Consider the following 23,946-nt stretch of genomic DNA (forward strand, 5'->3'; position numbering starts at 1 on the left):
AGAGCATCATGACCGTATCGATATCGCATACCACGGTAACGCCGTGGTGGAAGCAGCGCTGGCCGTGGCTGCTGATGGCCGGGCCGGCGATCGTCATCGTCGCCGGCGTCTACACCGGCTACCTGGCCTTCACGCGGCAGGACGCGCTGGTGGTGGGCGACTACTACAAGCAGGGCAAGGCCATCAACCAGGACTTGCGGCGCGACCGCCTGGCCAGCTCGCTGGGGTTGTCGATGTCGATCGGCTACGACGCCACGCAAGGGATGCTGGCCGGCCAGCTGCGCCGCAATAGCGACGAGCGCGGCAAGACGGAACGCTTGTTCGTGCGCCTGTCGCACGCCACCTTGCCGGCCAAGGATATCCAACTGGTGGTGCAGCCGGACGAATTCGGCCGCTTCCAGATCAATCTGCCGATGCTCGAGCGCAGCCGCTGGGTGGTGCTGGTGGAAGGCGAACAGCGCGACTGGCGCCTGGCCGGCGCCTGGAGCTGGCCGGCGCAGCGCGGCGTGATCCTCCGCGCCGAATAACCCCGGGGGTCAGCGCCGAATAACCCCGGGGGTCAGTGCCGACATTCGGACATCGGCGGCAAACCGCGGAACTTTTTGAACGGGCGAAAGTTCCTAAATGTCCGAATGTCGGCACTGACCCCGTGGTTGTTGCTCTGACCCCGTGGTTGTTGCTGACCCCGTGGTTGTTGCAGGTCTAGTGGCAGGTTTGGGTGCCGGCCGTGATGGCCTTGAGCATGGGCGGGTCGAGCAGTTCGATTTCGCGGTTGCTCACCCGGAGCAGGCCTTCCTTCTTGAACTTCGACAGCAGGCGGCTGATGCTTTCGATCGTCAGGCCCAGGTAGTTGCCGATCTCTTCGCGCGACATGCGCAGCTGGAAGGTGTTGGGCGAGTAGCCGCGCGCCTCGTAGCGCGACGACAGGTTGACCAGGAAGGCGGCGAAGCGCTGCGTCGCCTGCATATTGCCCAGCAGGAGCATAACGCTTTGCTCGCGCGTGATCTCCTGGCTCATCATGCGGTGGAAGTGCCGCAGCAGGGTCGGCATGTCGGCCAGCAGCTGTTGCAGGCTGCCGAACGGAATCTCGCACACCTCGCTGTCCTCCAGCGCGACGGCGGTGCAATGGTGCAGGTCGGTGCTGATGGCGTCCATGCCAAGCAGCTCGCCGGCCATCTGGAAGCCGGTGATCTGCTCGGCGCCCTCGCGGTTGACCTGGTAGGTCTTGAAATGCCCGAGCCGGATCGCGTACAGGTTCACGAACGGATCGCCGATGCGGAACAGGGTGCTGCCGCGCGCGACCTTGCGGCGGCGCCCGATGATCTGGTCGAGCCGCTCCATGTCTTCGTTGCCCAGTCCCATCGGCAGACACAGCTGATGCATGCTGCAGTTGGCGCAACTTGCCTTCAGGATGTCGATGGTGGCGCCGGGCAGCACCAGTGCGGGGAGGTCTCTTATCATGCCCCCAGTGTAGACCATTAGTCGCCGCTTTTGGCCGATGCCGCACTGTGCCGATCAGGTATTCGCCTTGCTGACAGCCTTGCTTGCTGCAAGCGTTTTCGCACCGGCGGCCATGGGAACGGCAAAATATTTTCGACATTCGGTCAAATTTATCTTGCACGCTATTAGATTGTTCGCTATAGTTCAACTCAAGCAAGTAGTACACTACTTAATCGTAAACGACCAACCTCGAAAGGAATCACCATGAAACGCTCGATCATCGCCTCCGCCCTGCTGGCCTCCACCGTCCTGACCGCCCAAGCCGCCGCGCCGGCCGCCGACACCACCGTGGTACTGGTGCACGGCGCCTTCGCCGACGGTTCCAGCTGGGAGAAAATCATCCCGCTGCTGCAAGCGAAGGGCTTGAAGGTGGTGGCCGTGCAAAACCCGCTGACCTCGCTGGCCGACGACGTCGCCGCCGCGCAGCGCGTGATCGACGCGCAAACCGGTAAGGTGGTGCTGGTCGGCCACTCGTGGGGCGGCACCGTGATCACCGAGGCGGGCACCAGCGACAAGGTCAAGGCGCTGGTCTACGTGGCCGCGTTCGCGCCGTCGGCTGGCCAGGCCACCGCCGACCTGGGCAAGGATTACGCCGTGCCGCCAGGTATCGCCACCCTGCAGGCCGACGCCGGCGGTTTCCTGTGGCTGCCGACCGCGTCGGTCTCCGCCAACTTCGCCCAGGATGTCGCGCCGGCCACCGCCGCGCTGATCGCCGCCACCCAGGGTCCGATTGCCGCCAAGGCCTTCGCCGACAAGACCACCGTAGAGGCCTGGAAAAACAAGGCGAACTATTACATCGCCGCGTCCGACGATCGCATGATCGATCCGGCCCTGCAGCAAGCGTTCGCCAAGAAAATCAACGCCACCACTATCACGCTGAAATCGAGCCACGTGCCGATGGTGTCGCAGCCGCAAAAAGTCGCCGACGTGATCATCGCCGCTGCCCAGCGTTAATACTGTTGCCAAGGTCGGGCATTGATAGGAGAATTCCTGAGCACTTCCGTAGTTCTCCGATTTCATGTCCGACCCGCCCGACAAGGATGAAATGAAGCCACTTGGCATCAAGGCTAAAGTTGCGCTGGCGACCAGCATCACATCGATCCTGATGATCGCGCTGGTGACCGTGGTTCAGATGCAACGCATGAAGGCGGACTTCACCAAGGTGCTTTTGACCCAGCAAACGGCGCTGATCGGCCGCACCGCCGAGGAACTCGACGACAAGCTGACCATGCTGCTCGACATCATCGCGCTGTCGGCGCGCCATCAGCCGGTCGAGCTCGCCAACTCCACCGAGCGGCTGCGCGCCTACTACCAGGACCGCGCCGTGCTGGCGCTGTTCGACGATCTGCTCGTGCTCAGCCCGCAAGGCGTGGTGATCGCCGACGTCCCGGTCCGGCCCGGCCGGGTCGGCATCGACGCCTCCGACCGCGCCTACTTCCAGACCGTGATGCGCACCCGCAAACCGCTGGTCGCCGAGCCGGTGATCGGCAAGTCCCACAAGCAGCCGATCGTGCAGATGGTGGCGCCGGTGCTCAACGCCAAGGGCGAGGTGGTGTGCGTGCTCAACGGCGTGCTGCGCCTGTACAAGGACAATGTGCTGGGCCACCTGCGCACCGCCAAGGTCGGCAAGAGCGGCTACTTTTTCGCCCTCACGCGCGGCGAGCATTCGGTCTACGTGCTGCATCCGGACGCCAGCCGCCTGCTGCAGCCGCGCCAGGCCGGCGCCAACGCCGCCACCACGCGCGCGCTGCGCGACGGCTTCGAGGGCACGGTCGAGAGCATCAACGGCAACGGCGAGCGCGCCCTCAACAGCTACAAGGCGCTCAAGTCGGTCGACTGGATCCTGGCCGCCTCGTTGCCGGCCGAAGAGGCGTTCGAGCCGTTCGACGGCGTGCTCTCGCGCGTGCTGCTGTGGAGCGTGGTGGCCTCGATCCTGGCGGCGGCGCTGATCGGCTGGCTCACCCTGCGGCTGCTGGCGCCGCTCATCCGGCTGCGCGACGCCATCGTCGCGCTGCGCGGCGACGCCACCCATTTCGCGCCGCTGCCGGTGCGCACCGACGACGAGGTCGGCCAGCTGACGGCCGCCTTCAACAATCTGATGCGCGACCGGCTGGCGGCCGACGCGCGCCTGCAAAGCCTGGTCGAGTTCGCGCCCAACGCGATCGTCGTGGTCGGCGTCGACGGCCGCATCGAAACCTTCAACCGCGAGGCCGAGCGCCGCTTCGGCTACGGCCGCGACGAAATCCTCGGCCAGCCGCTCGAGACGCTGGTGCCGGTGGCGCTGCGCGAACAACACGCCGCGCACCGCGTCAAGTTCTTCGCCGACCGCCTCAGCGCCGAGCCGGTGCGCATGGGCGGCGGCGCCACCTTGCTGGGCCTGCGCCGCGACGGCAGCGAGTTCCCGATCGAAATCAACCTGAGCGCGGTGCGCACCGACCAGGGCACCAAGGTGCTGGCGGTGATCTCCGACATCACCGAACGACGCCGCCTGCAGCTGGAGGTCGAGGCCCGCGCCCAGGAGCTGGAGCAGGAGCGCGACCGCGCCGAGGCCGCCAACCGCGCCAAGAGCGAGTTCGTGGCCAACATGAGCCACGAGATCCGCACGCCGATGAACGCGGTGCTGGGCATGGCCTACCTGCTGGGCAACACCACGCTGACCACCCAGCAGCGCAAGTACCTGAACATGGTCAAGGTGTCCGGGCAATCGCTGCTGGGCATCCTCAACGACGTGCTCGATTTCTCCAAGATCGAGGCGCGCCACATGGAGTTGTCGCCGGTCGAGTTCAGCCTGGACGACACCATGAACTCGCTGGCGACGATGATGACGATGAACGCCGGCGACAAGGAACTGGAGCTGGCCATCAGCGTCGAGCCGTCGGTGCCCAAGCGGCTGCGCGGCGATTCGATGCGGCTGCAGCAAATCCTGGTCAACCTGGCCGGCAACGCCATCAAGTTCACCGAGCAGGGCGAGGTGGTCGTCAGCGTCGAGCTCGACGCGCGCACAGCGCCCAACCCGCAAAGCGCGCTGCTGCGCTTCGAGGTGCGCGACACGGGCATGGGCATGACCGAGCAGCAGCTGGCGCAGTTGTTCCACGCCTTCTCGCAGGGCGACCAGAGCATCACGCGGCGCTTCGGCGGCACCGGCCTGGGCCTGGCCATCACCAAGCGCCTGATCGAACTGATGGGCGGCCAGATCGCCGTCCACAGCACGCCTGGGCAGGGCTCGACCTTCTTCTTCAGCCTGCCCTTCGAGGTGTTGCCGGAGCGGCCCGAGGAACGCCGCAAGCCGGTGCTGGGCGACCTGCGCCTGCTGGTGGCCGACGACAGCCGCACCAGCCGCGAACTGATCGCCAAGCTGATCCGGGCCTGGGGCTGGCAGGCCGACGAGGTCGATTCCGGCGCGGCCGCGCTCGCGCAGTTCCGGCTCGGGCTGGAAACGGAGCGCGCCTACGACGTGGTGCTGGCCGACTGGCACATGCCAGGCATGGACGGGCTGGCCACGGCCAAGGGCATCCGCGCGGCCGCGCCCGACAAGAAGCAGCCGATCGTGGTGATGGTCAACGCCTTTGCGCGCGACCGCATGGAGGAGATCTCCAACGCGCCCGAGGCCGACGTGGTGCTGGTCAAGCCGATCACCAGCTCCAACCTGTTCGACGCGCTGCACCAGGCGCTGGTGACCAAGGCCGACGCCAGCGTGCAGGCGGCGGCCGACCAGGGCATCGCCGGTTGCCTGGCCGGCATGCATTGCCTGCTGGTGGAAGACAATCTGCTCAACCAGGCGGTGGCGCGCGGGATCCTCGAGCTGGCCGGCGCCACGCTCGATGTCGTCGACAACGGCCAGCAGGCGGTCGACCGCATGAGCGCCAGCCCCGGCGTCTACGACCTGGTGCTGATGGACATGCAGATGCCGGTGATGGACGGCTTCACCGCCACCCGCCTGTTGCGCCAGGAGTTGAAGCTGGACTTGCCGATCATCGCCATGACGGCCGGCGTGCTCGAATCGGAGCGCGAGCGCAGCCTCGAAGCCGGCATCACCGATTTCATTCCGAAGCCGATCGAGGTCGAGGAAATGCTGGCCGTGCTGCACAAGCATTTGCCCAAAAAAGCGGCCAAGCCGGTGCCGGCGCAGGCCGACGCCGCCCCGCCGCCGGCGCCCGCCAATGCGCCGGTCAAGCTGGTCAGCTCGCCGGTGCCGGCCGGCGAGGCCGGCGCCTTCAACATCGATAGCCTGGTGCGCGTGATGGGCCGCGACGCCAAGGGCCGCGCAGTGATGGTCAAGATGGTGCGCGGCGCCATCGACAGCGGCATGGAACCGGTCGAGCAGGCCGCCGCGGCGCTGCGCGAAGGGCGCCCGCGCGACGCCGCCCGCCTGTTCCACGGCCTGCGCGGCGCCGTCGGCGTGCTCGGCGCGCGGCGCCTGATCCAGGCCACCATCGACGCCGAGACGGCCATCAGCGAAGGACGCGGCGAGGAGCTGGCGCAGCGTGTCGACGCCGTGCGCGCCGAGCTCGAAGAAACGCTGGCCGAGGCCCGCGCCTGGCTCGAGCGTCAAGCGTCGTAACCGGCACTTCAACAGCCCGCCCGGATTCCCGCCCCCGCCAAATCCGTTGCCTTTTGCCACCACGTGAATAGTATTGATAACAATTCGCATTTACGTTTAGGTGTTTTATTGTTACACTCTCACTAATCAGTAAAGATTTCCCGGCTGTCAGACCCAGGTTGGCAACACTTCAGCAACACTTCCCGCCGCCGGCCTCCCTTCGATTAGATGAAAGAATGGCAATGATCAAGAGTCGCAAACACACGCAAGCGCGCTTCAACCAACACATGAGTGCGGCGCTTGCCGTGATGCTGCTGCCGGTCGCGGCAGCCGCCCAGCAGCAGCAAACCATGCCCGAAGTAACGGTGCAGGGCACCGCCGAGGGCATCAAGGCCGACAAGGCCTCGTCCGTCAAGTACACCGAGAAGCTGGTCGACACCGCCCAGACCATCACCGTCATCAAAAAAGAATTGATCGAACAGCAAGGCGCCGTCACCCTGACCGAAGCGCTGCGCAACACCCCGGGCGTGGGCGCCTTCTTCCTGGGCGAGAACGGCAACACCAACACCGGCGACGCCATCTTCATGCGCGGCTTCGACGCCTCCGGCAGCATCTACGTCGACGGCGTGCGCGACGTCGGCTCGATCTCGCGCGATACCTTCAACATCGAACAGATCGACGTGCTCAAGGGTCCGGCCGGCACCGACAACGGCCGCAGCTCGCCAACCGGTTCGATCAACCTGGTCAGCAAGCAGCCGCAGCAGGAAAACGCCTACCTCGGTTCCGTCACCTTCGGCAGCGGCAAGCAAAAACGCGCCACCGCCGACCTCAACCAGGTGCTCGACGCCGACAGCGGCACCGCCTTCCGTGTCAACGTGCTGGGCCAGGACTCCGGCAACGCCGCGCGCGACGTCGTCGAGAACAAGCGCTGGGCCGTGGCGCCGTCGGTCGCGTTCGGCCTGAACGGTCCGACCCGCGTCTACCTGAACTACCTGCACGTCAAACAGAACAACATCCCCGACGGCGGCGTGCTGACCATCGGCCTGCCCGGCTACAGCGCGCCGGTGCCGACCACCGGCGGCACGCCAGCGTCCCGGGCGGCCGAGGCCGTGCGCCTGGCGCCGCTCAACAGCGCGCCGCGCGTCGATCCGCGCAACTTCTACGGCTCCTCGTACGACCACGACGACGTCACCGCCGACATGGCCACGGTGCGCATCGAGCACGACTTCGCCGGCGGCGTCAAACTGCAGAACACCACCCGCTTCGGCAAGACCGAGCAGGATTACCTGCTGACGTCGTTCATGGCCACCGCCGCCAACCTGGTGCTGCCAAGCGCCGATCCGCGCAGCTGGCAGATGCTGCGCACCAACACGACCTTCCGCGACGCCACCAACAAGGTGTTCACCAACCAGACCACCGCCACCGCCGAATTCGCCACGGGCGCGCTCAAGCACACCATGGTCGGCGGCATCGAGCTCACCAGCGAGAAGCAAACCCTGTACACATGGGCGCCGACCGGCGGCACCGGCCTGCCGATCACCAGCATCTACTATCCGGATCCGGCCACGTCGTTCAAGCTGACCTACGCCCGCAACGGCGCGCAAAGCCGCGGCACCACCGACACCCAGAGCGCCTACGTGTTCGACACCATCAAGATCGGCGACAAGTGGATCCTGAACGGCGGCGTGCGCCTCGACCACTACACCACCGAGTACGACGCCGTAGCGCTGCAGGCGGCGGTGACCCCGCCGGCAGTGCAGCCGCTGCCGGTCGGCACCCGCATCCCGACCTCGCTCAAGAAGAGCGACAACCTGGTCAACGGTAAATTGTCGGCGCTCTACAAGCTCACGCCTGAAAGCAGCGTCTACGGTCTGGTGGCGACGTCGAAAGCGCCGCCGGGCGGCACCAACTTCACCCTGAGCACGGCGGCCAACAATTCGGCCAACGTCAACTACGATCCGCAGGAAACCACCAACTACGAGCTGGGCGGCAAGTGGGACCTGCTCAAGCAGAAGCTGTCGCTGTCGGCCGCGCTGTACCGCACCGACGTCAAGAACGAGATCGAAGTCGATCCGACCAACGCGGCCGTGTTCTTCCAGAACGGCAAGAAGCGCGTCCAGGGCGTCGAGCTCGGCGTGACGGGCGAGATCACCCGCGGCTGGATCGTCAGCGCCGGCTACACCCGCATGTCGACCAAAGTGGAAAAGGGCCGCTCGGTGCTGGCCAACGGCGAAGAGCAACTGGCCTATACGCCCAAGCAGGCGTTCACGTCGTGGACTTCGTACACCTTGCCGATGGGCCTGACGGTCGGCGGCGGCGTGCGCTTCTCCGACAAGCTGCTGCGCGGCACCGACGGCGCCGTCGGCACCCCGGCCTACATCGATTCGTACTGGGTCGCCGACGCCATGGCGTCGTATCCGATCAACAAGAACATCGATGTGCGCCTGAACGTGTACAACCTGACCGACAAGGAATACGCCGCGGCGATCAACAAGTCGGGCTACCGTTACACGCCGGGCACGCCGCGTTCGGCCAGCCTGACGGCCAACATCAAGTTCTAAGGTAAGCTTGTAAGGTTTAAGCAAAAGGGCCCTTCAGCCGTGTTGCTTGCCCCGCCCTCACCGGCGGGGCTTTTGTTTTTCCGGACCCACTGTTTCGAGGAGTTTCACCATGATGCTGCACATCCCGGGCGTGTTGCGCCGCGAACAGGTCGCCGCCATGCGCGCCCGCCTGGACGCATCGGACTGGATCGACGGCCGCGCCACCGTCGGCGCCCAGGGCGCCCAGGTCAAGCAGAACCGGCAACTGCCGGAGACGTCGCCGCTTTCGCTCGAGCTGGGCCGCATCGTGCTGGCGGCGCTGGCCGACTGTCCGCTGTTCTTCTCGGCCGCGCTGCCGCTGCGCACCATCCCGCCGCTGTTCAACAGCTACGCCGGCGGCGAGCACTACGGCGCGCACGTGGACGGCTCGATGCGCCGCATCCCCAACAGTGGCGAGTGGGTGCGCACCGACGTTTCGTCGACCCTGTTCCTGAGCGATCCGGACGACTACGACGGCGGCGAGCTGATCGTCACCGACGCCTACGGCGAGCACGAGGTCAAGCTGCCGGCGGGCGACCTGATCCTGTATCCGTCGACCAGCATCCACCGGGTCGAGCCGGTCACCCGCGGCGCCCGCGTGTGCGCGTTTTTCTGGACCCAGAGCATGGTGCGCGACGACATGCGGCGCGGCATGCTCCTCGAGCTGGACCAGAACATCCAAAGCCTGCGCGCGCGCCTGGGCGACTGCGCCGAACTGGTCGGCCTGACCGGGCATTACCACAATTTGTTGCGCCAATGGAGCGAGGTGTAGGCCCGGCCGGCACATAGCTGGTGCCGGGTGGCTACGCTTTCGCAACTCCGCAACAGTTCCCGTTAAAAGAATATAAAAAAGTCTAGCAATTTTGAGCACGCTGGCTAAACTGCCAATTCACGGGTGGCTGGGGTCGCGCGACCGCGCGCCAACGCGGCTTTCCGTCCATTCACGGAGGACTCCATGGTCAGCGTACAAGGCACCCGCCCCCAGCCCCAACCCCAACCCCGTTCCCATTTCCGTTCCCGTTCCAGTCGCCTGCGCACCGCGCTGCGCCTGATACCGCTGCTGTGCGCGGCGTGGGCCGGCAACGCGGCGGCCATCGACGTGATCTACCAGGGGCCGCCGGGCGGCAGCGGCCTGACCGGCGCCGCGCCGGGCGCGGCCGGCGGCAACGGCATGACGGCGCCCTCGGCCGTTCGGGCGGAGTTCAGCCTCGACCTGGCCAACACGATGGCTGTCACCGGCGGCAAGGGCGGCGACGGCGGCAACGGCGCGACCGGCAACGCCAGCGTGCTGGGCGGCAACGCCGGCACCGGCGGCGATGGCGCCTTCACCATCGGCTCGCTGACCGCGACCCTGATCACGGGCCCGGCCTCGGTGGCGGTCTCCAGCACCGGCGGACTGGGCGGCAACGCCGGCCAGCCCGGCGCCCGCAACGGCGGACCGGGGCCGGGCCAGGGTGCCATCGGCGGCAAGGGCGGCAACGCCAACGCCAGCGCGGCCCTGATCACCTCCGCCAACACGCCAGGCCAGGTGGCGGCCAGCGCCACCGGCGGCCAGGGCGGCGTGGGCAGCGCCGGCTTTGCCAGCGGCAACGGCGGCGCTGCCACCAGCAACGCCCGCGCCATCAGCATCGGCAGCGCGCCGTTGCAACTGACGTCGAGCGCCACGGGCGGGGTCGGCGGCGCGGCCCTCTTTGAAAGCGCCCAGGCGGGCGCCGGCGGCGCGGCCAGCGCCACCAACGGACTCGGTCTTCCGGGTTCCGGCGTGCTTGACCTGACCATGCTGACCACCGCCACCGGCGGGCGCGGCGGCGAGGCCAACTTCGACTTCGAGCTGGCGCCGCACGCCAACGGCGGCAACGGCGGCACGGCAACGGTCAGCAATACCGCCGCCTACGCCGGCAACACATTGACCCTGGCGCAGACGGCCACCGGCGGCGCCGGCGGCGCCGCCCTGTTCGGCCAGGCCGGCCACGGCGGCAACGCCACGTCGACGATCGCGCTGTCGTCGGGCGCCGCATCGACGGTCAACGTGGCCGGCACGGCCGTCGGCGGCCAGGGCGGCGCCGCCGTGGGCGGCCCGTTCGGACCCGGGCCCGACTATGGCGCGCCCGGCGGCGGCGGCTCGGCCAACAGCCAGCTGTCGCTGACCTCGTCGGCGACCGGCTGGAACGCCCAGATCACCGGCACCAGCACGGCCATCGCGGGCCTGAAGGGCGAGGGCTCGTTCCTCGCCCGCGACGGCGGCGCGGCCGACGCCGTGTCGGTCGTCAATGGCGGCGGGCGCGTGACCAGCCTGGCCGACGCCACCGGCGAATATGGCTCCGGCGCCGGCGGCCAGGGCAATGCCCAGGCCACGGCCAACGCCAACTACATCGCCATCGCCCGCGCCAACGCGACCGGCGGGGGCGCCTACTTCAACGGCGGCGCCGGCGCCTACGCCACCGCGACGGCCCGCGCCGGCTACTTCGCCAGCGCCGAAGCCACCGCCAACCCCGGCTCCGGACACTTCGGATGGACCGACGGCGGCTCGGCCTCGGCCCAGGCGGTCGTGACCCGCGCCGCCGGCGATACCGCGCCGGTGTCGCCGACCCAGCCTTCCGAGGCGCGCGCTCGGGCAGTGGCCACCCGCATGGGCAGCATCGTCGAGGCACGCAGCACTTACAACGACCTCGGCCGGGGCGCGGCGGTCACCACGCGCGCCGTCGGCGATCAGCCGGCGCTGTACACCCCCGAGGCGGCCAGCGCCGCCAATGTCGGCGGCGCGGCCTACGGCCCATGGACGCCCGAGCAGGGTCCCGGGCCGACGATCGCTTCTTACGCCAGCGCGCTGCCCACCGCCGCCTCGGTGGCGCCCATGATCGCGTCGTCGGCCGAGGTGGCCACGGCGTTCGCCGACGCCACCACGCTGGCCGCCGGCACCATGGCCGGCGTGTTCGCGCCCCGGCCCATTACGGCCAGCGCGCAATTGAACCTGCCGTTCGGCGCGGGCAACCACTTGCTGCTGGCGCTGGTGCAGCCGTTCCTCTCGCCCTTCACCGACAGCAGCTTCAGCTTCTCCGTCGCCAACGGCGGCGTCTCGCTGTATTCGGGCAGCTTCACCACCCTGGCCCAGGCCGACGCGGTGTTCAACGGCCATGTGCTGGACCTGGGCGCCGTCAACGCCAACAGCCTCGACCTGCTGATCACCTTCACCCTTGAGAGCGGCCTCTACGGCTTCAGCTATCTGGTCGGCCAGGGCCCCGCGCTGGCGCCGGTGCCGGAGCCGGGCACCTGGCTGTTGCTGATGCTGGGCCTGGCCCTGCTGGCCTGGCGCGCCGGCGCGTTCAAGACCGCGCGCACTAGCCCGATGTCCAGGACAGCCTAAACCGACCGCGGCTTACCAAACGCAAGCCACACACCGCGGCGCTCCTCCTCGCAGACGCCCTTATGCCACAAGGGCGTCTGCGAACACCCCCGGCCGCCGACTGAAAGCAACGCTCGGACTAATCCTGCCTGAAAATACTTGCCACACGTAACGCTAACGTGACATGATCAAGATCAGACTTTGGTTTCTTGGTAGCGCATTTCGAAAGGGAATGTGGTCGCGATGGTGGTGGATTTCTCCTCATGCCCGCAATGGGCACGGCACGTAGCAGCTTGCACAGCCTCATCGCACCACGACCCGAAACGCCGCTTGTATATCGCTAGCCTCCGCGCCGCTTGTCCGGCATCCGTTTTTGCTTTTCCACGAACTATCGCCAGCGCTAAGCGCGCATCGGCGATGCATCCGCTTTAGGGAGAAATTATGTTTTCAAACATGAAGGTGGCCGTCCGGCTGTCGCTGGGCTTCGGCGCGGTGGTGCTGTTGTTGCTCGTGTTATCGACGGTCAGCATCATCCGCATGGCCGGCATGGACCAGGATATGGACCTGATTATGGAGGACCGCTATCCCAAGGTGGTGCTGGCCAACGAGGCGGCCAAGCGCACGCTGGACAACGCCCGCCAGGTGCGCAGCATGCTGCTGGCCACCAGCGACGAGGAACGCGACAAATACAAGGCGGCGGCGGAGGCCAACCGCGCCAAGGTGAGCGAAACGCTATCCAAGCTCGACAAGCTGCTCACGCTGCCCAAGGCGCGCGAAATCTTCAAGGACATCACCGACAAGAACGCGGCGCTCAACCTGGCCTACAACGAATTGTACGACCTGATCAAGAGCGATCCCAAGAAGGCGGTGACCTTCCTCAAGGAGCAGTTCGTCACCGTCAACAGCGGCTACTTGGGGTCGCTCGAGTCGCTGGTCAAATTCCAGAATGAACTGATGGACCAGGAGCGCATCACCGCCAACGCCAACTACGAAAGCACGCGCACGGTGATCATCACCTTGTCGGTGGCGGCGGTGCTGATCGCGGTCGCGCTGGCGTGGTTGATCACCGCCAGCCTGGTCAAGAGCCTCGGCGGCGAGCCGAACTACGCGGCCGATGTGATGCGGCGCATTTCCGAAGGCGACCTCAGCGGAGAGGTGCGGGTCAAGCCCGGCGACCGCGGCAGCCTGCTGCTCACCATCAAGGAGATGGTGGCGAAATTGACGCAGGTGATCGATGGCCAGCGCACGGTGGTGGAGGCGGCCAACCGCGGCAACTTCGGCGCGCGCGTCGACCTCAAGGGCCTGCAGGGCTTCCAGCGCGAGATGGGCGAGGGCTTGAACCAGCTTGCCACCACCACCGGCGCCAGCATCGACGATGTGGTGCGCGTGATGGGCGCGATGTCGGAGGGCGACCTGACGCAGACCATCGACAAGCCGTACGAGGGCGCTTACGGCGAGCTGAAGAAATACGCCAACAATACCGTCGCCAAGCTGGCGCAGGTGGTGTCGGAAGTGAACGCCAACGCCGAAGGCCTGGCGGCCGCCTCCGAAGAGGTCAGCGCGACGGCCAATTCGCTGGCGCAGGCGGCCAGCGAGCAGGCCGCCGGGGTCGAGGAAACCTCGGCCTCGGTCGAACAGATGACGGCGTCGGTGGCGCAAAACACCGACAACGCCAAGGTCACCGACGCCATGGCCAGCCGCGCCGCGTCCGAGGCCACCGAGGGCGGCGAGGCGGTGCGCTCGACGGTGTCGGCGATGAAACAGATCGCCGCCAAGGTGCTGATCATCGACGACATCGCCTACCAGACCAACCTGCTGGCGCTGAACGCGGCCATCGAGGCGGCCCGCGCGGGCGAGCACGGCAAGGGCTTCGCGGTGGTCGCGGCCGAGGTGCGCAAGCTGGCCGAGCGCAGCCAGATCGCCGCGCAGGAAATCGGCGAGGTCGCCACCAGCAGCGTCAGCCTGGCCGAGCAGGCCGGGCAAATGCTGGGGGCGATGGTGCCGAACATCAAAAAGACGTCCGAGCTGGTGCAGGAGATCACGGCCGCGTCGGAAGAGCAGTCGTCGGGGCTGGCGCAGATCAACGGCGCCATCGCGCAGCTGAGTCAGACCACGCAGCAGAACGCCGCCGGCTCGGAGCAGCTGGCGTCGACGGCCGAGCAGATGAGCAGCCAGGCCGAAGAGCTTCAGCAGGCGATGAGCTTCTTCAAGATCGGCCACACGTCCGGCGCCGCCAGGAGTGGCGCGCCGCGTGCGCAGCCGCGCGGCGGCGCGCGTCCGGTGCCGATCCGCCAGGTCGAGCTGGCGGGCATCGGACCGGACGAGTCGAAGTTCGTGAAGTATTGAGCCCGGACCGGGTATCCGCACAATCCGGAGATACGTAGGGCGGATTAGCGCAGCGTAATCCGCCATGAGCCGTCGGCGGCGCATGCATGGCGGATTACGGCTTCGCCTAATCCGCCCTACGTGTCTCCATGGAATTCCACCGCCGGTTGCCTAGCTCCGCTTCGGTATTTCCAGGCCCTTGGCCACGGCGGGCCTGGCGACAAACGCCTCCAGCACCCGCGTCACATGCGGGAAGTCGGCGATGCCCACCAGATCGCCGGCACCATAGAAACCGACCAGGTTGCGCACCCACGGGAAGGTGGCGATGTCGGCGATCGTGTACTGATCGCCGGCCAGCCACCGGTGCGTCGCCAGATGCCCGTTCAACACGCCCAGCAAGCGCTTGGACTCGGCCACGTAACGGTCGCGCGGGCGCTTGTCCTCGTAGTCCTTGCCGGCGAACTTGTGGAAAAAGCCCAGCTGGCCGAACATCGGCCCGATGCCGCCCATCTGGAACATCAGCCACTGCAGGGTTGCATAGCGTCCGGCGGCGTCGGCCGGCAGGAATTGCCCGCTCTTTTCCGCCAGGTAAATCAGGATAGCGCCCGATTCGAACAGCGCCAGCGGCTTGCCGTCCGGACCGTTCGGATCGAGGATGGCCGGGATCTTGTTGTTCGGATTGAGCGACAGGAATGCCGGCGACGTCTGGTCGCTGGTTTCGAAGTTCACCAGGTGCGGCTCGTACGCCAGCCCGGTTTCCTCCAGCATGATCGAGACCTTGACGCCGTTGGGCGTGGGCAGCGAATACAGCTGGATGCGGTCGGCGTGTTCGGCCGGCCATTTTTGCGTGATGGGGAAATGGGAGAGATCGGTCATGGGCTGCCTTTCAAATGTACGTCCCACAAAATAGCAGAAATCGCGATTCCGGGTCCGGCCCCGCCCGAAATGGCGCCGGCAAGCCCGACACCGCATGCAAATGAGATTGATTATCATTTATAATGTGAAACTTATTTCATTTCCAACGGGTTTCCATGTCTTTTCGTCCCACCGCGCGCTTCCTTGCGCTGAGCCTGCTCGCCTCCGCGCCTTTTGCCCCTTTCGCCTCCGTGGCCCACGCCCAGGCCACCACCGATGACGCCGCCGCCGACACTGCGCTGCCGCAAGTCAACGTCGTCGCCGAGCGCGCCACCGGCCAGTACAACCCGCAGCACAGCAGCGGCGCCACGCGCACCGACACGCCGCTGCGCGAAGTGCCGCAATCGGTCCGGGTGATGGGCCCGCAGCAGATCGAGGACCTCGGCGCGCTGCGCCTGGCCGACACCGTCGACTTCGTCAGCGGCATCTCCCGCCTCAACGATTTCGGCGGCACCTGGGACAACTTCGCCGTTCGCGGCTTCAGCAGCACCGACATGGGCTTCCTGGTCAACGGCTTTCCCGGCTCGCGCGGCTACAACCAGCCGCGCGACACCGCCAACGTCGAGCGCTTCGAATTCCTCAAGGGACCGGCGTCGGCCCTCTACGGCAGCAGCGAGCCGGGCGGCACCATCAACATCGTCACCAAGAAGCCGAAGTTTACGCCACACAACGCCGCCGAGGTCAGCCTGGGCAGCCGGGGCTTGCGCCGCGCCACCGTCGACAGCACCGGCGCGCTCGGCGCCAGCGTGGCCTACCGCCTCAACCTGATGACCGAGGAGGGCGACAGCCGCTCCACCCTGCTGCACAATAAGCGCACCCTGGTGGCGCCGGCGCTGACCTGGGTCATCGATCCGCAAACGATGCTGAACTACGAAGCGGAGTTCCTGCGCGCCGACACCCCGCTCGACCGTGGCGTGATCAATGTGCGCGGCGCGCTCGGCGCCGTGCCGCGCGACCGCATCCTGAACGAACCGTCCGACGGCAATATGACCTTGACCAGCGACACCCACCAGCTGACCCTGGACCGGGCGCTGTCGGACCACTGGCGCGCGCGCTTCGGCGCCAGCTACAAGGAAAGCACGTTCGACGGCAACTACACCGAGGCGACCTCGCTGGCGGCCGACAACCGCACGCTCAACCGCCAGGCGACGTGGCGCCAGCTGCCGTCGCGCGACGTCGCGGTGCAGGCCGAGGTGGAAGGCAAGTTCGACACCGCCGGCATCGGCCACACGGTGCTGGTGGGCGCCGAGGCGTCGCGCCTGTGGATGAACACCGAGATCCTGCGCTCGGCCAACACGCCGATTGACATCTACAATCCGGTGTACGGGACGCCGGCGACGGCGCCGACCAACCGCACCTCCAGCTCGGACGAACGCCAGCGCGTCAAGGCGGTGTTCGCACAAGACCAGCTCAGCCTGTCGGCGCAATGGAAATTGCTCGGCGGCCTGCGCTGGGACGAAGTCAGCCAGGACATCGACAACCGCGTCGCCCGGACGGCCACCTCGAAACAGCAAAGCGCCGTGTCGCCGCGCGCCGGACTGACCTTCCTGCCGAACGAGTGGAGCTCGCTGTACGTGTCGGCCGGCAAATCGTTCCGTGGCAACAGCGGCACCGACGTCAACGGCAGCCCGTTCGACCCGCAGCGCTCGACGTCGTACGAGGCCGGCTGGAAACTGCAAACGCTGGACCAGCGCCTGGGCGCCAACTTCGCCGTCTACGACATCGCCAAAACCAATGTGCTGACCGCCAGCGACGTGCCCGGCTATTCGGTCGCGGCCGGCAAGATCAAGAGCAGCGGCGTCGAGGCCGACGTCTACGGCCAGATCGACGCCAACTGGCGCGTCAGCGGCAATTTCGCGTGGGATGACGCCCGCGTGGACAAAGACCGTACCCTGGCGCCGGGCACGCGCATCATGAACGTGCCGAAAGTGGCCGCCGGCCTGCTGGCCATCCGCGAAGCGGTTCTCGACAACGGCGGCCGCTACGGCATCGGCGGCGGCGTCAACTACGTCGGCGACCGCTCCGGCAATACCGCCGACAGCTACACCTTGCCGGCCTACACCACGGCCAAGCTGGTGGGCTACTGGCAGATCAGCAAGAAGGTGCGGCTGTCGCTGGACGTGCACAACCTGTTCAACCGCAACTACTACACGGCCTCGTGGGCCAATCTGTATGTCATCCCCGGCGCCGAGCGCAGCGTCGTCACGCGCCTGAAGGTTGACCTGTAAAGCGTGGGCCTGTAACGGTGCGTCGCCGCCGCGCCGCTTCTGCTAAGGTTTCGGTCTGGGCGCGGCGTCGATTCCACATCGCCGCCGCGCGCTTTCCCATCAGTGCGGAGGTGGCAACATGGAACGATTCCTGATCGTCTATCGAGGCGCGCCCGGCGGTACGTCGGAGGCTTCGGAACATCATCCAGACCGCTGGGCGGCCTGGTTCACTGCGCTGGGTCCGGCGCTGATCGACCGTGGCAGCCTGACCCATAACAGCGTCGAAGTGGTCAACCGGCTGCTCGGCCCCAAACTGTCCGGCAGTACGTTGGCCGGCTATTCCGTGGTGGCGGCGGCCGACTTCAACGAGGCTGTCCGGCTGGCCGAGGAATGCCCCATCTTCGACGAGCACGGGTGGGTGGAAATCGCTCGCCTGACGAGCGCGCCTGCTTGAACGAGGGCTTGCACACGACCAAGCCCGTCGTCATGCGCTACGTCACCGGCGTGCTGCTCGCGCTCACTGTCGTGTTGATCGTCTGGCATCACTACGGCATGGAACGGGTGATCGAATTGTCCGCCGCCCGCAAATCCGGCGTCGAGGTGCTGGGCGACCAGACCAACGGCGGCACCAGCGTCGCCACCCTGGAACGCAAGGACGGCGCCTTGCGCATGCGCTGCCGACTGACCCACCAGATCGATTGGCCCGCCTGCCGCTACTTGTTCCTGACCACGCGCGACGCCGCCGGCATCGACCTGTCGGAATTCGAATCGGTCAGCATCGACATCGGCTACAACGGTCCCGGCCCCCACGAACTGCGGCTGATGCTGACCAACTTCGAGCCGGGCATCTCGACCGTGGGCGACTGGATGTCGCAAAAAATCAACGAGGTCGATTTCAAGGTCCCGCAACGCGCCACCATCCGCGTGCCGCTGAACGTGTTCCACGTCGCCGGCTGGTGGATCGACTTCAAGCAAATACCGCTGGAAAAATCGGGGGTGCGCCTCGACAAGGTCACGCGCGTGGAACTGATGACCGGCGCCGCCAACGCGGTCGGCGAACACGTCATCGATCTGCATGCGATCCGCTTCCACGGAAAATGGATCGGCCAAGACCGGCTTTACCTGATGCTGATGGGCGCATGGATACTGTGCGCGGTCGGCTGGCCGCTGATGGCGTGGCTGCAACTGCGGCGCCAGCTGCGCCACAGCAGCAAGCGCCTGAGCCTGCTTAGCGAGGTCAACCGCGCGCTGCAGCTCGAGGCGCGCGAGCTCGTCGAACAAGCCAACACCGACCCGCTGACCGGCGCCCTGAACCGCCAGGGACTGCGCGCAGCGCTCATGTCCACGCCCGCGATCCTGGCCGCGCCGATGTCGGTGGTGTTCGCCGACATCGACCACTTCAAGCAGATCAACGACCAGCACGGCCATGACGCCGGCGACGCCGTATTGCGTCAGTTTGCCGATGAGATCACGGCCGGCATCCGCTCCAGCGACAAGCTGGTGCGATGGGGCGGCGAGGAATTCCTGATCATCTGCCCGGGCACCGGCGCCGAGCAGGCGCGCCTGCTGGCCGAGAAATTGCGCGCGGGCCTCAAGACCGCGTCCTGGGCGCACGGGATCGCCATCACCGCCTCGTTCGGCGTCGCCGAGCTCACGCCGCACGACGACATCGGCGACGCCATCAAGCGCGCCGACGAAGCCCTGTACGCGGCCAAGAACACGGGCCGCGACCGGGTGGTGGTCGACAAGACTTTCAACGATGTCGCGTCCGCAGAGCAAGCCCGCCGGTTGACCAGCCAGCGTTAGGCGCGGCGTCAGGCGACGCCCCCGCCCCTTATTGCAACACAGTTGCGTTTACAGCCGTAAGTCCCTAGAATGCCTGCAACACATTCGTGCACACCTTGCAATGGAGGACTATGGAAGCCGCCCTGCTGCCGATTCCAGGCTTATCGCTCATGTTCATGCTGGGGTTGCGGCATGGTTTCGATCCCGACCATATCGCCATCATCGACAGCATGGCCTACCGGGCGCTGGGCGAGCGGCCGCGCCTTGCGCCGTGGACCGGCACCTTGTTCGCGCTGGGGCACGGCCTGGCGGTCACCGCCATCGCCGTGGCGCTGGGCGCCTTCTCCAGCGGCATCGCGTTGCCGGCCTTGCTGCGCATCATCCTGGACTGGCTGCCGACCGTGCTGCTGATCCTGGTCGGCACGCTCAACCTGCGCGACTTGCTGCGACAGCAGGCGTACCGGCCCCGGGGCTGGAAAACCTTCTTCCTGCCGCGCCGGCTGCAAAATAGCGCGCATCCCCTGACCATCTTCGGCACCGGCGTGGTTTTCGCGCTGGTGTTCGACACCGCCACGCAGGCGGCCGCGTGGGGTTACGCCGCGACCGCCGACGCCGGGAGTGCCGCCGCCCTGGTTGCCGGCCTGGCCTTCACGGCCGGCATGGTCGTCACCGACAGCGCCGATGGCCGCCTGATGGTGCGATTGCTGCGCAGCAGCTCGGGCCAGGCCGCCGCCACCGCCGCCGCGTACCGGCGCCGGATAGGCTGGACCGTGGTGCTGATGTCGTACGGTATGGCGCTGTACCAGATCGCCACCGCGCTGCGTCCCGATATCGAACTCGACGAGCTCGCCTTCACCATCGTGGGAGGCGCCCTGTTCGCGTCCCTGCTGATCGCTTGCGGCGTCCTTGTCCGCAAGCGCGCGGCGGCCGCCTGCGTACCGGCCCGGAAATAGCCCTTCGGCCCGCCGCCCCTCCCTGATGTACACTTCGGCCGCGCGGCCATCCATCGCCGACCGGATTCGAACAATAATTAACCACCAAAGTACAACGCATGAAATCAAATGAAGTATGGCTGGCGCGGCTGGCACTGACCTCGATCGCGGCGCTGTCGGCGACCATCTCGGCGGCCTTGCCGGCGCAGGCCGCCGATGACGGCGCCAACGCGCAGGCCGATTCCCAGGCCGGCGCCGGCCGTGAAATCACCCGCGTGGTGGTCGGCGGCGCCACCGCCTCCGATACGCTCGACAAGGCCGCGCCCACCGCCAGCCGGCTCGGCCTGACCGCGCGCGAAACGCCGGCCACCATCGACACCGTCGGCGCCGAGACCATGGAGCTGCGCGGCTACCAAAATGTCGAGCAAGCCGTCGACAGCATGCCCGGCGTCAGCTCGGGCGGCGCCCCCGGCAGCCCGTCGCAGTTTTCCATGCGTGGCTTCACCGGCGGCCAGGTGACGATCCTGCGCGATGGCATCTATCTGGGGCCGTCGGACATGACGTACCGCTCGCAGAACGCCTTCAACCTGTCCAGTGTCGACGTGCTCAAGGGGCCTGGCTCGGTGCTGTACGGGCAGGGCGCCATCGCCGGCACCGTCAACGTCGTCTCCAAAAAGCCCACCCTGCGCGGCGACACGCTCGACGTCGCCGCCTCGTACGGCCGCTTCGACCGCAACCAGGCCGGCGTCGGCGGAAACCTGGTGCTGGGCGACGGCCTGGCCCTGCGCGCGGACCTGAGCCGCACCGCCTCCAGCGGCTACGTCCACGGCGACGGCTCGGACTCGGTCAACGGCACCGTCGCGCTGCTGTGGAAGCCGAACCCGCGCTTCGACCTTACGCTGAGCCTGGACTACCTGACCGACCATCCCTCCAGCTACTACGGCACGCCGCTGGTGCCGGCCGCCTTCGCCACAGCGCCGCTGAATGGCGTGGTCGGCACGCCCACTGGCGCGACACTCGATAGCCGCATGCGCTACGTGAACTACAACGTCGGCGACGCCCGCATCACATCGACCCAATACCTGCCGCGCGCCAGCCTGCACTGGAAGGCCGGCGGCGATGTCACCCTGAGCAACGACACCTATTATTTTTACGCCGACCGCAAATGGGAAAACGCCGAGGCCTACGCCTTCAATCCGGCGACCGCGCGCGTCGACCGCGACCGCTTTTTCGTCTTCCATGATCAACACCTGTTCGGCAACCAGTTCAGCGCCAGCGTGACCACGCCGCTGGCGGGGCTGGCCAACCGCTTCGTCGTCGGCGTCGATTACAGCAAGCTCGATTTCGTGCGCGTGCGGGGCTTTCCCGACGGCGACAGCGTCGATCCGTTCGCACCGGCCGCCGGCACGTTCGGACCGCTGGTGGGCCGCCGCAGTCCGACCCGCTGGACCAACGTCGCGCTGTTCGTCGAGGACGCGCTCGACCTCACGCCCAAGCTGAAGCTGGTGGGCGGCGCGCGCCTCGAGCGCTTCGATCTGGAGCGTGAAAACTACGGTCCGGACGGCGCCTTCCAGGCGTCCAGCAGCTTCGCGCGCAAGTTCAAGCCGAAGAACTGGCGCCTCGGCATGGTGTACCAAGGCTCGAATGGCCTGACGCCTTACCTCCAGTACAGCACCGGCCAGGATCCGGTCGGCGCCAATATCCTGCTGGTGAACGCGGCACAGAATTTCGACCTGAGCACATCGCGCCAGGTGGAAGTGGGCGTGAAAAGCGATCTGGGCCGCAATGGCGAGTTGACCCTGGCGTACTACGACATCCAGCGCAAGAACCTGCTGACGCAAACCTCGGCCGACGTGGTCGACGCGGCCGGCATGCAAAAGTCGCGCGGGCTGGAGGCAGCGCTCGATATCCGGCCGCTGCCGACGTGGAAGGTGAACGCCAACCTGGCCTACACCGACGCCGGCTACCGCAATTTCATCGACACCAGCAATGGCGTCGACGCCAGCGGCAACCGTCCGGCCAACGTGCCGAAGTGGACCGCCAACCTGTGGAACAGCTACAGCGGCTTCGGCGGCGTGCCGCTGGAAGTGGGCGCCGGCATGCGTTATGTGGGCGACCGCTTCGGCAACACGGCCAATACCCTGCTGCTGAAAAGCTATACCCTGGTGGACCTGTTCGCGACCTACAAGATCAACCGCCATGTCAGCCTGACCGGGCGCCTCAACAACGTCACCAAACAGGTGTACGCGCAGTGGGCCGACGTCAACTATCCAACGCAGGTTCAGCTCGGCGCGCCGCTCGGCTATGAGATCGGTCTTGTCGGCCACTTCTAGCAAGGCGCCGCTGCTGCGGCGGCCGGCGCGTCAGCTGTCGCGCCTGCACCGCTGGCTGGGCACCGGCTTTTGCCTGCTGTTCGCGCTGTGGTTCGGTACCGGCTTCGTCATGATGTATCTGCCGTTTCCCTCGCTCGGCGAAGGCGAGCGCGTGGCCGCGTCCGCGCCGGTGGCGCTGGCCGCCGTGGACATCGCGCCGGCAAAGGCGGCGCAGGGCCTGCCGGGTTTGTCGGTATTGCGCCTGCGCCTGGTGGACGTGCTGGGGCGGCCGCGCTATCTGGCCACCCTGGACGACGGCCGCGTGCTCGCTATCGCCGCCGACGATGGCGCCACACCGCGACCGCTGAGTGCCGCAGAGGCAAAACTGCTGGCCGAGCGCTTCGCCGGTCATCCCGCGCAGGCGGTCGGCGGCCCGTTCGCTTACGACCAGTGGGTCGTGCACCATCGCTTCGACGCCGCCCGGCCGTTCTACAAAATCGCACTGGGCGACACCGCCGGCACCGAGCTGTACGTTTCGGCGGGCCTGGGACAAGTGCTGCAACGGACCACGCGCTTCGAGCGCGGCTGGAACTGGGTCGGCGCCGTGGTGCACTGGATGTATCCGACGGTGCTGCGCAAGAACTCCTGGGCGTGGGATCAAACGGTGTGGTGGCTGGCGCTGGGCGGCATCGTCGTGGCCGCCGCCGGCTACGGCGTCGGCGTCGTGCGCCTGCTCAACCAGCGGCGCGCGGGCCGGCCCGGCATCTCGGCCTTTCGCGGCTGGCTGCGCTGGCATCATGTGCTCGGCCTGACCGGCGGCCTGTTCGCGCTGACGTGGGTGTTCAGCGGCTGGCTGTCGATGGATCACGGACGCCTGTTTTCGCTCGACCAGGCCAATGCCGGCCACGCGGCGCGGTTTCGCGGCGCCCCTCTGGCCCCGGCGATGGCGGATTTGACGCCGGAGACGCTGCGTACGATGGGCACGGCGCGCGAGATCGAGTTCCTGGCCGTCGGCGGGAAGCCCTTTGTCGTGCAACGCGGCGCGCCCGATGCCGCCTACCGCCTGATTCCGCTTGCAGGCGGCAAGCCACAGACGCCGTTGGCACAGCTGCCGGACGCGCTGCTGATGCAGGCGGTGGCGGCGGCATGGGCGCCGACGCCGGTGCGGGATATCGCCGCCATCGGCGCCGACGACGCCTACGGCCACACCCGCTCCGACGCGCTGCCCGCCAGCGCGCGGCGCGTGCGCCTGGACGACGCCGGGTCGACCTGGGTGCATGTCGACGCCCGCTCCGGCCAGATCATTTCGCAGATGGACGACAGCCGGCGGCTCTACCGCTGGCTGTTCAACGGCTTGCACAGCTTCGACTTTCCCTTCCTGCGCGGCAGCGGGCCGCTGCGGCAGGCGCTGATGCTGGCCGCGCTGGCGGCCGGTCTGGCACTGAGCGTGAGCGCGCTGGTACTGGCGGCGCGGCGGCTCGCCAGATCGCGTCGATGAGAATTTATTG

At 67.2% G+C, this 23,946-nt stretch carries 15 protein-coding genes; 13 read left to right on the plus strand and 2 right to left on the minus strand.

Annotated features, from left to right (window positions below):
• The first annotated feature begins 8 nt into the window (after nucleotides 1–8).
• The gene (locus NHH73_01420) at nucleotides 9–527 is read left to right on the plus strand and encodes a FixH family protein (GenBank protein ID USX26987.1); all 519 of its coding nucleotides are present in this window, start codon (nucleotides 9–11) and stop codon (nucleotides 525–527) included.
• 175 nt (nucleotides 528–702) lie between these two features.
• Here the strand turns inward: NHH73_01420 and fnr are convergent, their stop codons facing one another.
• Complete coding sequence (gene fnr / locus NHH73_01425) at nucleotides 703–1,461, minus strand: fumarate/nitrate reduction transcriptional regulator Fnr (protein ID USX26988.1); 759 nt, start codon at nucleotides 1,459–1,461, stop codon at nucleotides 703–705.
• Between the two features lie 243 nt (nucleotides 1,462–1,704).
• On the opposite strand from fnr, the gene NHH73_01430 reads away from it, so the two are divergent.
• From NHH73_01430 to NHH73_01455, 6 genes are all read left to right on the plus strand, one after another.
• Nucleotides 1,705–2,454 carry an alpha/beta hydrolase gene (locus NHH73_01430; GenBank protein ID USX26989.1) on the plus strand — a complete coding sequence of 250 codons (750 nt, stop codon included), beginning with the start codon at nucleotides 1,705–1,707 and terminating at the stop codon, nucleotides 2,452–2,454.
• A 91-nt stretch (nucleotides 2,455–2,545) separates the two neighbouring features.
• Nucleotides 2,546–6,061 (plus strand): response regulator, encoded by a 3,516-nt coding sequence (locus NHH73_01435; protein USX26990.1) that lies wholly within the window; start codon nucleotides 2,546–2,548, stop codon nucleotides 6,059–6,061.
• A 215-nt stretch (nucleotides 6,062–6,276) separates the two neighbouring features.
• Nucleotides 6,277–8,601, plus strand: coding sequence for a catecholate siderophore receptor Fiu (locus NHH73_01440; protein USX26991.1), 2,325 nt, complete (start codon nucleotides 6,277–6,279; stop codon nucleotides 8,599–8,601).
• Nucleotides 8,602–8,710: 109 nt separating this feature from the next.
• Entirely contained in the window at nucleotides 8,711–9,391 is a 681-nt protein-coding gene (locus NHH73_01445) for a Fe2+-dependent dioxygenase (GenBank protein ID USX26992.1), read from the plus strand.
• A gap of 183 nt (nucleotides 9,392–9,574) precedes the next feature.
• Nucleotides 9,575–11,983: a PEP-CTERM sorting domain-containing protein gene (locus tag NHH73_01450; GenBank protein ID USX26993.1), complete on the plus strand. Its 2,409-nt coding sequence runs from the start codon at nucleotides 9,575–9,577 to the stop codon at nucleotides 11,981–11,983.
• A 420-nt stretch (nucleotides 11,984–12,403) separates the two neighbouring features.
• Nucleotides 12,404–14,308: a methyl-accepting chemotaxis protein gene (locus NHH73_01455; protein ID USX26994.1), complete on the plus strand. Its 1,905-nt coding sequence runs from the start codon at nucleotides 12,404–12,406 to the stop codon at nucleotides 14,306–14,308.
• Between the two features lie 150 nt (nucleotides 14,309–14,458).
• On the opposite strand, the gene NHH73_01460 is transcribed toward NHH73_01455, so the two are convergent.
• Nucleotides 14,459–15,163 (minus strand): glutathione binding-like protein, encoded by a 705-nt coding sequence (locus NHH73_01460; protein USX26995.1) that lies wholly within the window; start codon nucleotides 15,161–15,163, stop codon nucleotides 14,459–14,461.
• A gap of 155 nt (nucleotides 15,164–15,318) precedes the next feature.
• On the opposite strand from NHH73_01460, the gene NHH73_01465 reads away from it, so the two are divergent.
• The 6 genes from NHH73_01465 (at nucleotide 15,319) to NHH73_01490 (ending at nucleotide 23,936) form a co-directional block, all read left to right on the plus strand.
• A complete protein-coding gene (locus tag NHH73_01465) occupies nucleotides 15,319–17,430 on the plus strand; it encodes a TonB-dependent siderophore receptor (GenBank protein USX26996.1) in 2,112 nt (703 codons plus the stop codon).
• A gap of 118 nt (nucleotides 17,431–17,548) precedes the next feature.
• Nucleotides 17,549–17,863, plus strand: a complete 315-nt coding sequence (locus NHH73_01470; protein USX26997.1) for a hypothetical protein — start codon at nucleotides 17,549–17,551, stop codon at nucleotides 17,861–17,863.
• The gene (locus tag NHH73_01475; protein USX26998.1) at nucleotides 17,860–19,215 is read left to right on the plus strand and encodes a GGDEF domain-containing protein; all 1,356 of its coding nucleotides are present in this window, start codon (nucleotides 17,860–17,862) and stop codon (nucleotides 19,213–19,215) included. Before NHH73_01470 ends, NHH73_01475 begins: the two co-directional genes overlap by 4 nt.
• Nucleotides 19,216–19,325: 110 nt before the next feature.
• Entirely contained in the window at nucleotides 19,326–20,147 is an 822-nt protein-coding gene (locus NHH73_01480) for a hypothetical protein (protein USX26999.1), read from the plus strand.
• 98 nt (nucleotides 20,148–20,245) lie between these two features.
• Entirely contained in the window at nucleotides 20,246–22,459 is a 2,214-nt protein-coding gene (locus tag NHH73_01485; GenBank protein USX27000.1) for a TonB-dependent receptor, read from the plus strand.
• Nucleotides 22,443–23,936, plus strand: a complete 1,494-nt coding sequence (locus NHH73_01490) for a hypothetical protein (GenBank protein USX27001.1) — start codon at nucleotides 22,443–22,445, stop codon at nucleotides 23,934–23,936. Before NHH73_01485 ends, NHH73_01490 begins: the two co-directional genes overlap by 17 nt.
• Nucleotides 23,937–23,946 lie beyond the last annotated feature (10 nt).

The sequence above is a fragment of the Oxalobacteraceae bacterium OTU3CINTB1 genome, from assembly GCA_024123955.1.
Classification (GTDB): domain Bacteria; phylum Pseudomonadota; class Gammaproteobacteria; order Burkholderiales; family Burkholderiaceae_D; genus Rugamonas.